Source organism: Nocardiopsis algeriensis (genome assembly GCF_014203695.1).
Lineage (GTDB): Bacteria > Actinomycetota > Actinomycetes > Streptosporangiales > Streptosporangiaceae > Nocardiopsis > Nocardiopsis algeriensis.
Map to the genome: position 1 here is coordinate 200,841 of NZ_JACHJO010000008.1, position 11,612 is coordinate 212,452.

The 11,612-nt window shown below is 70.2% G+C and carries 15 protein-coding genes and 1 tRNA gene; 10 read left to right on the plus strand and 6 right to left on the minus strand.

What is annotated here, in order from left to right; genetic code table 11:
• Nucleotides 1-362 precede the first annotated feature (362 nt).
• A complete protein-coding gene (locus FHS13_RS14465) occupies nt 363-581 on the plus strand; it encodes a hypothetical protein (protein WP_184292414.1) in 219 nt (72 codons plus the stop codon).
• A 73-nt stretch (nt 582-654) separates the two neighbouring features.
• Here the strand turns inward: FHS13_RS14465 and sigJ are convergent, their stop codons facing one another.
• On the minus strand, nt 655-1,554 hold the full coding sequence (gene sigJ, locus FHS13_RS14470) for an RNA polymerase sigma factor SigJ (RefSeq protein WP_184292415.1): 900 nt from the start codon (nt 1,552-1,554) through the stop codon (nt 655-657).
• A gap of 58 nt (nt 1,555-1,612) precedes the next feature.
• Here sigJ and FHS13_RS14475 point away from each other — a divergent pair, with 58 nt between their 5' ends.
• On the plus strand, nt 1,613-2,149 hold the full coding sequence (locus FHS13_RS14475) for a GNAT family N-acetyltransferase (protein WP_184292416.1): 537 nt from the start codon (nt 1,613-1,615) through the stop codon (nt 2,147-2,149).
• Nucleotides 2,150-2,189: 40 nt separating this feature from the next.
• On the opposite strand, the gene FHS13_RS14480 is transcribed toward FHS13_RS14475, so the two are convergent.
• The 4 genes from FHS13_RS14480 to FHS13_RS14495 form a co-directional block, all read right to left on the minus strand.
• A complete protein-coding gene (locus FHS13_RS14480) occupies nt 2,190-2,708 on the minus strand; it encodes a hypothetical protein (protein ID WP_184292417.1) in 519 nt (172 codons plus the stop codon).
• Nucleotides 2,709-2,929: 221 nt separating this feature from the next.
• Entirely contained in the window at nt 2,930-3,595 is a 666-nt protein-coding gene (locus tag FHS13_RS14485; RefSeq protein WP_184292418.1) for an SDR family oxidoreductase, read from the minus strand.
• Nucleotides 3,596-3,727: 132 nt separating this feature from the next.
• Entirely contained in the window at nt 3,728-4,816 is a 1,089-nt protein-coding gene (locus FHS13_RS14490; protein WP_184292419.1) for a thiamine pyrophosphate-dependent enzyme, read from the minus strand.
• A complete protein-coding gene (locus tag FHS13_RS14495; RefSeq protein WP_184292420.1) occupies nt 4,809-6,659 on the minus strand; it encodes a 2-oxoacid:acceptor oxidoreductase subunit alpha in 1,851 nt (616 codons plus the stop codon). Before FHS13_RS14495 ends, FHS13_RS14490 begins: the two co-directional genes overlap by 8 nt.
• 421 nt (nt 6,660-7,080) lie before the next feature.
• On the opposite strand from FHS13_RS14495, the gene FHS13_RS14500 reads away from it, so the two are divergent.
• Nucleotides 7,081-7,944 carry a M48 family metalloprotease gene (locus tag FHS13_RS14500; RefSeq protein WP_184292421.1) on the plus strand — a complete coding sequence of 288 codons (864 nt, stop codon included), beginning with the start codon at nt 7,081-7,083 and terminating at the stop codon, nt 7,942-7,944.
• 60 nt (nt 7,945-8,004) lie between these two features.
• Here the strand turns inward: FHS13_RS14500 and FHS13_RS14505 are convergent, their stop codons facing one another.
• A complete protein-coding gene (locus FHS13_RS14505; protein ID WP_184292422.1) occupies nt 8,005-8,499 on the minus strand; it encodes a YajQ family cyclic di-GMP-binding protein in 495 nt (164 codons plus the stop codon).
• Nucleotides 8,500-8,730: 231 nt separating this feature from the next.
• Here FHS13_RS14505 and FHS13_RS14510 point away from each other — a divergent pair.
• From FHS13_RS14510 to FHS13_RS14540, 7 genes are all read left to right on the plus strand, one after another.
• Nucleotides 8,731-8,812: transfer RNA gene (locus FHS13_RS14510), tRNA-Tyr, on the plus strand.
• 679 nt (nt 8,813-9,491) lie between these two features.
• Nucleotides 9,492-9,731 (plus strand): hypothetical protein, encoded by a 240-nt coding sequence (locus FHS13_RS14515; protein WP_184292423.1) that lies wholly within the window; start codon nt 9,492-9,494, stop codon nt 9,729-9,731.
• Nucleotides 9,732-9,743: 12 nt separating this feature from the next.
• Nucleotides 9,744-9,983 (plus strand): hypothetical protein, encoded by a 240-nt coding sequence (locus tag FHS13_RS14520; protein WP_184292424.1) that lies wholly within the window; start codon nt 9,744-9,746, stop codon nt 9,981-9,983.
• A 12-nt stretch (nt 9,984-9,995) separates the two neighbouring features.
• Nucleotides 9,996-10,232 (plus strand): hypothetical protein, encoded by a 237-nt coding sequence (locus FHS13_RS14525; protein ID WP_184292425.1) that lies wholly within the window; start codon nt 9,996-9,998, stop codon nt 10,230-10,232.
• A gap of 28 nt (nt 10,233-10,260) precedes the next feature.
• Entirely contained in the window at nt 10,261-10,515 is a 255-nt protein-coding gene (locus tag FHS13_RS14530; protein ID WP_184292426.1) for a hypothetical protein, read from the plus strand.
• Between the two features lie 9 nt (nt 10,516-10,524).
• Nucleotides 10,525-10,836, plus strand: coding sequence for a hypothetical protein (locus FHS13_RS14535; protein ID WP_184292427.1), 312 nt, complete (start codon nt 10,525-10,527; stop codon nt 10,834-10,836).
• Nucleotides 10,837-10,951: 115 nt separating this feature from the next.
• Nucleotides 10,952-11,467 (plus strand): NADPH-dependent FMN reductase family protein, encoded by a 516-nt coding sequence (locus FHS13_RS14540; RefSeq protein WP_184292428.1) that lies wholly within the window; start codon nt 10,952-10,954, stop codon nt 11,465-11,467.
• The last annotated feature ends 145 nt before the right edge of the window (nt 11,468-11,612 follow it).

Sequence of the window (11,612 nt, forward strand, 5' to 3'; positions counted from 1 at the left end):
GGCTTGCAGGGAAGGACTCCGGCGGCGGCGCGAACTCATCGCCGCACCGAAACAGAAGAGAAAAATCAAGCGGAGTGGTGAAAGAACCCGTCATCTGGGATGGACGGTGCGATCCGGGCGCTGCCGACCGACGACGAGGCGATGATGCGGGACGCGATGTGCTCCGCAGCCCGGTCGGGGAGTTCCGGCCCCTGGGGTGATCGTGGTGCTCCTGGTCCTGTTCGACCTCGCGAACCGCAGCTGGAGCTGGACCTCCGACCGGCCCCCGGAGGAGAGATTTACGGAGGAGGCTGTTTGCCTCCCCGGTCCTGTGGCAGGTGTGGTGGTGTACGTGAACGCCACCGGACGCGAGAGGAGGCGGCATGGCCACAGGACAGCAGGCGACCGGAGTGCGGGACGCCCACTACGACATCGTCAGCGTGCTCTACCACGTGCTTCAGGAGGCCGACACGGCCGAGCGCTACATCCGTGACGCGCAGGAGAAGGGCGACACGGAGCTCGCCGAGTTCTTCACCCAGATCCAGAAGCAGGACCGGGAGCGCGCGGAACGCGTGAAGCAGCTGCTCAAGAACCGCCTTTAGCACCAAGTGCGCAGGCCGGCGGCCGGGGGCTTCTCCCGGCCGCTTCCGCGTCCCCGCACCCCTTCCACACGCCCTAGGACGGACCGGGTACCTGTATCCGGGTGGTCTTGTCCGGGTTGGAGACGACGTACACGTGCCGGACCCGGTCGTCGGCCACGTCCAGGACGACGGTCGAGACCACGCGGCCGCCCGCCGAGACCGTTCCGGCGGGGGACCCGTTGACCTCGGTGACCTCCACGCGGAGCGGGGTGTCCCCGGGCAGGCCGAACTGCTCCAGGTAGCGGGCCGCGTTGGCGGGCAGCGCGATGAGGAACCGGACGACCTTCGCCGCGCCCGACAGGACCCGCAGAGGGGCCCGCACCCTGCCTCCGCCGTCGCCGACGAGCGTGGCGTCGGCGGCGAGCATCCCCGTGAGCCCCTCCAGATCGCCCTCCAGACAGGCCTTGAGGAACCGCTCGGTGATCCGGCGCCGCACGGCCCGGTCGGCCTCGAACCGGGGCCGCCGCTCGTGCACGTGCTCCCTGGCCCGCCGGGACAACTGCCGGGTGGCTGCCTCGCCGCGCCCGATGACGCGGGCGATCTCGGCATAGGGCATCTGGAAGGCCTCGCGGAGGACGAACACCGCCCGCTCCAGGGGACTGAGCGTCTCCAGGACCACCAGGAGCGCGAACTCGACCGAGTCGGCGAGCTCGGCGCTGTCCGCGCCGTCGGGCAGGTCGCTCACCGGTTCGGGCAGCCACTCGCCCACGTAGGACTCCCGTCGGGAGCGGGCGCTGCGCAGCCGGTCGACGGCCAGCCGGGAGGCGATCGTGACAAGGTAGGCGCGCGGGTCGTCGACATCCGTCCGGTCCGCGGAGGACCAGCGCAGCCAGGTCTCCTGGACCACGTCCTCGGCGTCGGCCATGGTGCCCAGGATGCGGTAGGCGACCCCGGTCAGCAGGGAGCGGTGCTCCTCGAAGGCATCGATCGTCATGACGGAGAAGACGTATCACACGGGGTGGTCCGTGACATCCCCGGGAAGGGGAACCGCGGTGTACCGACTGAGGGCGTGGGAGCCGGCCGACGCGGAGAGGCTGCTGTCGGCCTTCGCCGAACCCGAACTCGCACGGCAGGCCCCGCAGGTGCCCGCCACCCGGGAAGAGGCGCTGGCCTGGATCGACCGCTGCCGTGAGCTCGGTGAGCAGGGGGAGGCGCTGGCGCTGGCGGTCGTGGAGGGCGACGGCCCTCCGCTGGGCCACGTACAGGTCGCGGTGACGAGCCGCCGGCACGGCGTGGGGTGGGTGTCGTACTGGACGCACGCCGAAGCGCGGGGCAGGGGAGCGGCCACAGCGGGCGCCCGCCTGGCGGCGGACCTGGCGTTCGGGGAACTGGACCTGTACCGGCTGGAGCTCGGCCACCGGCTGAACAACCCCGGCTCGTGCCTGGTCGCGTGCCGGGCCGGGTTCCGGCCCGAGGGGATCGAGCGGGAGAAGCTCCTCCACGGCGGCGAGCGCTTCGACACGGGCACGCACGCCCGCCTGGCGGCGGACCCGGTGGAGGGCGTGCCCGAGACTCCCTGCGGAACGTGACGAGGGACCCGCACCGGCGTGCGGGCCCCTCACACAGGTGCTACCAGCCCTGCTGCTGCCCGTAACCCGGGTACTGCTGGCCGTAGCCCGGCTGCTGTCCGTACCCGGGCTGCTGCCCGTAGCCGGGGTACTGCTGCTGGTCGTAGCCCGGATACTGCTGCTGGGCGTAGCCCTGCTGCTGCCCGTAGCCCGCGTACGGGTCCTGGGGCTGCTGGACGCCGTGCTGCGGGTAGGCCTGCTGCTGTCCGGTCGGGTCCGGCTGCTGGACGGCCTCCTTCTTGTCCGCGGCCTCGCCCCCGTGCGACTCCGGGTCGGGGCGGAAGAGGAACATCCGCATGGACTTCTGCTCGCCGTCCTCGCCGGGCGTGACGAGGTCCAGGCGCCACCCGGCCTCCTCGATCCCCTCCAGGATGCGCGTCAGGCCGGGGCGCAGCTTGCTGGAGGCCTCGTCGTAGGCGTTGACGTCCAGCTGGACGATGAACATCCGCCGTTTCTGCTGCGCGGCGACCTTGGCGTGCTCGACAACCGTGCTGTCCCTCACGACCTGCGTGACGCTCATGAATAACCGTACCCATCTGCTCTGGACAGAGCTCTTGTACCCGTCGGGCAACCACCCGGTCATCCGCGTCCGAAGTGGCGGGACACCGCAGGGTTCCACCTCCCATGATGCCTTCTGCGGGAGCTCCTGACCACAGCGGAGCGGGGCCCGGACCGGGTGGGCCTTCGCGGCCACCGGACCGAGCCCCTCCGGCCCCACCGCCGGTGTTTCCGGTCGGCCTCCTACCGGGAGGCGGCTGCGCGGACGGCCTCGACGACGGGCGTCTCACCGTTCACCAGGTTGAGAACCTTGCCGACCGTTCCCGGTTCGTCCAGAAGCGCGACGATCACCGCGGCGACGTCGTCGCGGGTCACCGAGTCCCGGCCGACCTCCTCGCCCAGGTCCACCTTCCCGGTGCCGGGGTCGTCGGTGAGGGCCCCCGGGCGCAGGATCGTCCAGTCCAGCTCCAGCGTCCGCTCGCGCAGGTCGGCGTCGGCGGCGCGCTTGGCCTCGACGTAGGCCGCCCACACCTCCTCGCTGCCCTCGGGCAGCGGGTTGTCCACGCCGATGGCCGAGATCTGGATCAGACGGCGCACACCCGCGAGGGAAGCGGCGTCGGCCGTGAGCACGGCGGCCTTGTGGTCGACGGTCTCCTTGCGGGCGGCTCCGCTGCCCGGGCCCGCGCCGGCGGCGAACACGACGGCGTCGGCGTTCATGATCTTCTCGGCCAGCTCGGTGACGGTGGCCTTCTCCAGGTCGATCACCGCGGGCTCGGCGCCCGCCTCCGTGACGTCCTGGGCGTGGTCGGGGTTGCGGATGAGGGCGACGGGCCGGTCCCCGCGGTCGGCCAGCAGCCTGGCCAGCCGCAGCGCGATCTTCCCGTGCCCCCCGGCGATGACAATACGCATGTGCGCAGCCTAGCCCCCGAGGACCCCGCACGCCCGAACCCCGGGCCCGGGGCCGCTGCCGCGGGACGACCCGTCCGGCGCGCGACAGCGGCGCGGAGGCCGGGGGCGCCCCCGGCCTCCGCGCCGGTACGCCTACGCCGTGGGTCCGTCGGACACGTCCGGGCCCACGGTCCACGTGTCCCCGCCCGAGAGGAGGGCGGCCAGCTCGCCGTCGCCCTGCTCGGCGCGCGCGTCGGCGACCTGCTCGTTGACCAGCTCGTCGTAGGCGGGGCGGCGCACGTCGCGGAACACACCGATCGGCACGTGCTCGAACGCGGGCTGGTCGAGCCGCGACAGCGCGAACGCGTACCCCGGGTCCTCCCGGTGCGCGTCGTGGCGGACCAGCCGGTCCTCGCCCACCGACGCCGTGTCGACGACCTCCAGGCCGCCGAGCTCCCCCGCCACCACGCCCCGGTCGGGCCCCGCCCGCAGCGGTTCGCCGTGCTCCAGCCGCAGCAGCCGGGCGTCCCTGGCCCCGGGGTCCTTCAAGGGTTCGAACGCGTCGTCGTTGAAGATGGGGCAGTTCTGGTAGATCTCCACGAAGGAGGCGCCAGGGTGGTCGGCGGCGGCACGCAGCACCGACGTCAGATGCTTGCGGTCGGAGTCGACCGACCGCGCGACGAACGTCGCCTCCGCGCCCAGCGCCAGCGACACCGGGTTGAACGGCTGGTCCAGCGACCCCGCCGGCGACGACTTGGTGATCTTGCCGGCCTCGGAGGTGGGGGAGTACTGGCCCTTGGTCAGCCCGTAGATCCGGTTGTTGAACAGCAGGATGTTGATGTTCACGTTGCGGCGCAGCGCGTGGATGAGGTGGTTGCCGCCGATGGACAGCCCGTCGCCGTCACCCGTGATCACCCACACCGACAGGTCGGGCCGGCTGGTGGCCAGCCCCGTGGCGATCGCCGGGGCCCGCCCGTGGATCGAGTGGATGCCGTAGGTGCTCAGGTAGTAGGGGAAGCGCGACGAGCAGCCGATCCCCGACACGATGACGACGTTCTCGCGGGGCACGCCCAGTTCCGGCAGGAAGGACTGGAAGGCGGCCAGGATCGCGTAGTCGCCGCAGCCCGGGCACCAGCGCACCTCCTGGCCGGACTTGAAGTCCTTGGCCTTGTAGGGCGTGTCGGTCTTCGGCACCAGCTTCAGTCCCGCGAGGCCGCGGGCGCCGTTCGTGTTCTCAGTCACGGTCGATGACCTCCTGCAGCACGGCCGCCAGTTCCTCCGCCTTGAACGGCAGCCCGCGCACCTTGTTGTAGCCGATGACGTCGACCAGGTACCTGCCGCGCAGCAGCAGCGACAGCTGGCCCAGGTTGATCTCGGGCACCACCACGCGGTCGTAGCGGCGCAGTACCTCGCCCAGGTTGGCCGGGAAGGGGTTGAGGTGGCGCAGATGGGCCTGGGCCACCCGGCCCCCCGCCCGCCGCACCCGGCGCACCGCCGCGGTGATCGACCCGTAGGTGCCGCCCCAGCCCAGCGCCAGCACCCGGGCCTCGCCGCTCGGGTCGTCCACCTCCAGTTCCGGGACGTCCCGGGCGATGGCGTCGATCTTGGCCTGGCGGGTGCGCACCATCAGGTCGTGGTTGTCCGGGCTGTAGGAGATGTCACCGGTCTCCGCGTGCTTCTCGATACCGCCGATCCGGTGCTCCAGCCCCGGTGTGCCCGGGACCGCCCACGGACGGGCGAGGGTCTCCCCGTCCCTCCTGTAGGGCAGGAACGCGCCGTCGGGGCCGTTGGGTCCGGTGGCCAGGTCCGGCTCGATCTCCGGCAGTTCCGAGACCTCGGGGATGCGCCACGGCTCGGAACCGTTGGCCAGGTAGCCGTCGGACAGCACGACCACCGGCGTGCGGTAGGTGACCGCCAACCGGACCGCCTCCAGCGCGGTGGCGAAGCAGTCGGCGGGGGAGGAGGGCGCCACCACCGGCAGGGGCGACTCGCCGTTGCGCCCGAACAGGGCCATCAGGAGGTCGGTCTGCTCGGTCTTGGTGGGCATGCCGGTGCTCGGCCCGGCCCGCTGCACGTCGACGATCACCAGCGGCAGCTCCGTCATCACGGCCAGGCCGACAGCCTCCTGCTTGAGCACCATGCCGGGCCCCGAGGTGGTGGTCACACCGAGGGCCCCGCCGAAGGAGGCGCCGAGGGCGGCGCCGACACCGGCGATCTCGTCCTCGGCCTGGAACGTGCGCACGCCGAAGTTCTTGTGCCGGGACAGTTCGTGCAGGATGTCCGAGGCCGGCGTGATCGGGTACGAGCCGAGGAACAGGGGCAGCCCCGACCGCCGGGAGCCGGCGATGAGCCCGTAGGCGGTGGCCAGGTTCCCCGTGATGTTGCGGTAGGTGCCCTCCGGGAGGCGGGCGGGCCGAATCTCGTAGGAGACGGCGAAGTCCTCGGTGGTCTCGCCGAAGTTCCATCCCGCCTGGAAGGCCGTGAGGTTGGCCGCGAGGATGTCCGGCTTGCCGGCGAACTTGGACTTCAGGAACGAGGTCGTGCCCTCCGTCGGCCGGTTGTACATCCATGACAGGAGACCGAGGGCGAACATGTTCTTGGCCCGCTCGGCGTCCTTCTTCGAGATGTCCGACCCCGACAGCGCCGCCACGGTCATGGAGGTCAGCGGGACGGCGCTCACCTTGTAGGCGTCCAGGGTCCCGTCGGTGAGCGGATCGGAGGCGTAGCCCACCTTGGCCAGGTTCCGCCTCGTGAACTCGTCGGTGTTGGCGATCACGGTCGCGCCGCGCGGCAGATCGGCCAGGTTGGCCTTGAGCGCGGCCGGGTTCATCGCCACGAGCACGTCGGGGGCGTCGCCGGGGGTCACGATGTCGTGGTCGGCGAAGTGCAGCTGGAAACTGGAGACGCCCGGAAGCGTGCCGGCCGGCGCGCGGATCTCCGCCGGAAAGTTGGGCAGGGTCGACAGGTCGTTGCCGAACGACGCGGTCTCCTGGGTGAAGCGGTCGCCCGTCAGCTGCATTCCGTCGCCGGAGTCCCCGGCGAAGCGAATGACGACGCGGTCGAGCTGCTCGATCTGTTTGGCCACTGAGATCGACGACCTCCTCGGCCGCCGGTCGTGGAGGCGGCGGCGCTCGCGGGTGTCATCCCCGGGACCGGGCGAGGTCCACTGGCAGGTCACCAGACACGGGGACCGGGACATGGGCTCCCGCCCCGCCGGATGCGCCAACCCGGTGGAGCGTGTGCTGCGCGTCCGGCTCTCGGAGGGCTCCTGCGGAGGGAGCACCGCGGACGGCCTGCCGCGCGGAAGCGATGGGGCCCACGCCCGCACTATAGGCCGTCGCGCGGCACGGACCGACGCCGGGTGTCGATTGTCATACAGATGAGAGACGGAGGTCGCTTTCGCGGGGTGTGACCGATACCCGTTCACTCGGGGAACGTGCGGTACCGACCCGCACGTTGGGCACCATGTACGCATTCGTGATGGGCCTGATCGAGGAGGTGGTGGCGTGCACGTCAACGCGGTCCGCGCGGTCGGCCTGTTCACCGGTGTCTCGGCGCTCGTCCTCGCGGGCGGCTGGCTGTGCGCCGGGAGCAAGGGTCTCCAGTACGCCGTGAGCGTGGTGGTGTGCGCAGCGGTCCTGGTCCACCTCTTCGGCGAGTCGCTGGCGCTGCGGGTGATGCGGGCCCGGCCGGTCGGCGAGATCGAGCGCCCCGAGCTGTACAGGATGGTCCGGGAACTGGCGACGGCGGCGCGCCAGCCGATGCCCCGGCTGTACCTCTCGCCGATCCGCTCCCCGAACGCCTTCGCCACGGGGCACAGCCCCCGCCGCGCCGCCCTGTGCTGCACCACGGGTCTGCTGCAGACACTCGGCGAGCGCGAGCTGCGCGGAGTGATCGCCCACGAGCTGGCCCACATCCGGGCCCGGGACACGCTCACGGGATCGGTGGCGGTGATTCTGACGGGTGTGCTCGCGGCGCTGAGCGCGATCGGCTTCCTGCTGCCCCTGGGCGACTCCGAGGACGGCGACGTGCCCGAGCTGCTGGGCGGGCTCCTGCTGGCGGTGCTGGCTCCGCTGGCGGGACTCGTCCTCGTGTGCGGGGTGGGTCGACGGCGCGAGTTCAGGGCCGACGAGCAGGCGGCGAGGACCACCGGGGACCCCCTCGCGCTCGCCGACGCGCTGGACCGGCTGGAGGCCGACGCGCGGCGCTACCCGCTGCCCAGGCGCAGGACACTCCTGCCCGCGGCGCACCTGATGACCACGAACCCCTACCCCTACGGGACGGCGCGCCTGTTCTCCGCCCACCCGCCGGTGCGGGAGCGGATCCGGCGCCTGCACGCGCTGCGCCGTGAGTGGGATCTGGAAGGCTGACACGCGCCGGCGGCCGGCCCCGGGAAGGGGCGGCCGCCGGCGCGTGCCGTGGAAGACCCGCTACCGGTAGTTGACGAACTGGAGGGCCAGGTCGAGGTCCTTCTCCTTGACCAGGTTCTGGACCGCCTGGAGGTCGTCCTTCTTCTTGGAGCTGACGCGCAGCTCGTCACCCTGGATCTGCGCCTTGACGCCCTTGGGTCCCTCGTCGCGGATCAGCTTGGAGATCTTCTTGGCGTCCTCGGAGGTGATGCCCTCCTTGAGGGCGACCGGGAGGCGGTACTCCTTGCCGGACAACTTGGGCTCGTCGGCGGCGTCGAGGATCTTCAGGGACAGCTTGCGCTTGACCAGCTTCTCCTTGAACACCTCCAGAGCGGCGAGGGCGCGTTCCTCGGAGGAGCTGCGGATCTCGACGTCCTCGCCCTGCCACGTGATGGTGGTCCCGGTGCCCTTGAAGTCGAAGCGCTGGGAGAGCTCCTTGCCCGCCTGGTTCAGGGCGTTGTCGACCTCCTGGCGGTCGAGTTTGGACACGATGTCGAAGCTGGATTCGGCAGCCACGTTCGCTCACACCCCGCTATGTCTCTTCTGCGGGCGTCCGGGGGACGCCCGTGTGGTCGTCGTCCCGCCCCGGAACCCCGGTGCGGGCACGGCTTCAGAGCTTAGCCGCGCCCAGCTCAGGGTGCCCGGAACAGCCCGCGGGGGACGCGTCCGGCGCATCGATTTCAGGTTCTGCCCGATCATCCGCTATTCTCGTTCATGCGACGCGGCGGACACCGCCGCCGCAGCCCAGGCAGGTTGCCCGAGCGGCCAATGGGAGCGGACTGTAAATCCGTCGGCTTAGCCTTCGAAGGTTCGAATCCTTCACCTGCCACACGGGGAGAGGCCCCGGTACCGGTATACGCCGGTACCGGGGCCTTTCGCATGTCCGGGGGCGGCCAGGGGCGCATCGGGCGTGAGAGTGGCGCAGGTCACACCAGGAGGAGCTGCGGAGTCCCGCGGCCGCGGAAAGCGCGGTTCCGGACGGGATTCGGGACGCGGCGGCCGGGGCCGGTGAGGCGGATTCCGGGCCGGGGCGGGGGCTGCGCGAATGCGGGGAACGCGCGAAAAAGGGGGAGAAAGGGTTCCGGATGAACCCTCTCGCAAAACTCCTATGTATTCATTCCGGACAAACAGATTCCTTGGGTTTCGGCGTTGACAACGGCTGTGCTCCGGTTAATGATGAAACCAGTCCACCGCGATGCAGGTGCAAGAGCGCCTGAGTCTTTTTCCGTCAACACCCGATCTGTTTCAAAGGTGTAGCGACAAAGAAGAAGGCAGCTGTTGACCTGGTCGCCGGTGCCGCTGCGGGCGCATCCCTCCTGGGGATCGCATTCACGTCGGCGTGGTTGTACCCGGTGCTCCGGAAGTGGAAATAACCGGGTTTACCGCGCCCGTCCCACCGCAAGGTGAGGGCGGAAAGGCGTGGGCGTCCCAGCCGGCATCAGACATCAGTTGGTCCTGGCGACATGTCCGGCCGCGAAACAGATCAAAGACATTTGAAGGGTAATTCAATGCTGCGCACGTTCGGCATTGCCGGCGCCATCGCTGGTGCTGCTCTCACCGCTGTCCTCGCCGGCTCCCCCGCCTCCGCCGGGAGCGACGAGCAGCTCAACTACAACCTGCAGGACGGCGCGGTCGTCTGCAACAGCGACTCGGCCAAGGGCCTGATCGCGGTCAACATCCCGCTCCTCAACTACGACGAGACCGGCGACTGCGGCAAGGCTGCGGCCAACACCAACATCGACGACTAGGAGACCCCCGACATGCTGCGCAAGTTCTCGATCGCGGGCGCCGTCGCCGGTGCCGCCTTCGCCGCCGTCCTCGCCGCCTCCCCGGCCTCCGCCGGGAGCGACGAGCAGGCCAACCTCAACCTGCAGGGCGACGGGATCGTCTGCAACAGCGACTCGGCCCAGGGCCTGGTCGCCGTCAACATCCCGCTCCTGAACTACGACGAGACCGGCGACTGCGGCAGCAGCGCGGTCAACACCAACATCGACGACTAGGAGACCCCCGACATGCTGCGCAAGCTCTCCATCGCGGGCGCCGTCGCCGGAATCGCCCTGGGCTCCGTCCTGGCGGCCACGCCCGCCTTCGCCGGCAAGCACCACCACGAGGGTGACGAGCAGGTGAACGTCAACATCCAGGACGGCACCGTCGTCTGCAACAGCGACTCGGCCAAGGGGCTCATCGCGGTCAACGTGCCGATCCTCAACTACAACGAGACCGGCGACTGCGGTCACACGGACCTCTAGAACCACATCGACTCAGAAGGAAACAGACATGCTGCGCAAGATCATGGCTTCGACCGCCATCGCCGGAATCGCCCTGGGCTCCGCCCTGGTGGCCACCCCCGCCTTCGCCGGCAAGCACTACCACGAGGGTGACGAGCAGGCCAACATCAACGTCCAGGACGGCGCCGTCGTCTGCAACAGCGACTCGGCCAAGGGCATCCTCGCCATCAACATCCCGCTGCTCAACTACAACGAGGCGGGTGACTGCGGCAACGCCGCCGCGAACACCAACATCGACGACTAGGAGTCGAACATGCTGCGCAGGTTCATGGCCGCCACGGCCATCGCCGGAATCGCCCTGGGCTCCGCCCTGGTGGCCACGCCCGCCTTCGCGGGCAAGCACCACCACGGCGGCGACGAGCAGGTGAACATCAACGTCCAGGACGGCGCCGTCATCTGCAACAGCAACTCGGCCGAGGGCCTGATCGCGCTCAACATCCCGGTCCTCAACTACAACGAGACCGGCCACTGCGGCAACGTGGCGGCCAACACCAACGTGGACGTCGACGACCACCACCACAAGGGCGGTCACGGCCACCACAAGGGTGGTCACGACTACCACTAGTACCAGCGGCCGTCCCGGGGCAGTAGTCCCGGAGTGACGGATCCGAGCGGTACGGAGGCCCTCCGGCACGAGCCGGGGGGCCTCCTTCGCGATTGTCCACATCGAGGAGGTGCCCATGAGGCACGGCATTCTGATCGGACTCTGCACGTCGGCGCTGCTGGCGGCCACGGCCTGCGGGGAGGAGGAACAGGCGCCGAGTCCCTCGGAGACCAGGGACGTGCAGCCGGAGGCCGAGGAGAGCGGTGCTCCGACGGCCGAGGAGAGCCCGCAGGACACCGGGGGTGCGTACGTCCTCAACAGGTACGGGGACGAGGAGGGCTTCGACGACCGGAGGCCGCGGGAGTACGTCTCCGGTGAGTTCACCACGTTCACCGACATGGAGTGGGACGAGTGGTCGGGCGAGCGTGCCCGGGGCGAGGGCGAGGTCCTGGGTTCCTGGTGCCTGGACCAGGGGTGCCAGGACGACCCCTACGACGTCGAGGTGGAGCTCACGGACCCGGTGGAGGTCGACGGGACCCCCTATTTCTCCCAGTACACGATCACCGAGTACGACGACGACATGCCCGAGGAGATGCGCCAGGCCCTGGAGGACGCGGACGGCGGGCGCCTGGACGTCCCGGTCGGTCGCTGAACCGGGTTCTGTGAGTAGCCCCTCAGAATCACATCAAAGTTCCTGAAAAGGCCATTGTGCCTGGTCAGAGCGCTGTATCGGGGAGATTCGCGGAGACGGAGGGAGCAGAACCGGGCGTGGCGCGCCCGGGAGGTCTCTACTCTGC

Coding starts and splice junctions, on each gene's coding strand:
- FHS13_RS14465 (WP_184292414.1), top strand. CDS start 363: ATGGCCACAGGACAGCAGGCGACCGGAGTGCGGGACGCCCACTACGAC.
- sigJ (WP_184292415.1), bottom strand. CDS start 1,554: ATGACGATCGATGCCTTCGAGGAGCACCGCTCCCTGCTGACCGGGGTC.
- FHS13_RS14480 (WP_184292417.1), bottom strand. CDS start 2,708: ATGAGCGTCACGCAGGTCGTGAGGGACAGCACGGTTGTCGAGCACGCC.
- FHS13_RS14485 (WP_184292418.1), bottom strand. CDS start 3,595: ATGCGTATTGTCATCGCCGGGGGGCACGGGAAGATCGCGCTGCGGCTG.
- FHS13_RS14515 (WP_184292423.1), top strand. CDS start 9,492: ATGCTGCGCACGTTCGGCATTGCCGGCGCCATCGCTGGTGCTGCTCTC.
- FHS13_RS14520 (WP_184292424.1), top strand. CDS start 9,744: ATGCTGCGCAAGTTCTCGATCGCGGGCGCCGTCGCCGGTGCCGCCTTC.
- FHS13_RS14525 (WP_184292425.1), top strand. CDS start 9,996: ATGCTGCGCAAGCTCTCCATCGCGGGCGCCGTCGCCGGAATCGCCCTG.
- FHS13_RS14530 (WP_184292426.1), top strand. CDS start 10,261: ATGCTGCGCAAGATCATGGCTTCGACCGCCATCGCCGGAATCGCCCTG.
- FHS13_RS14535 (WP_184292427.1), top strand. CDS start 10,525: ATGCTGCGCAGGTTCATGGCCGCCACGGCCATCGCCGGAATCGCCCTG.
- FHS13_RS14540 (WP_184292428.1), top strand. CDS start 10,952: ATGAGGCACGGCATTCTGATCGGACTCTGCACGTCGGCGCTGCTGGCG.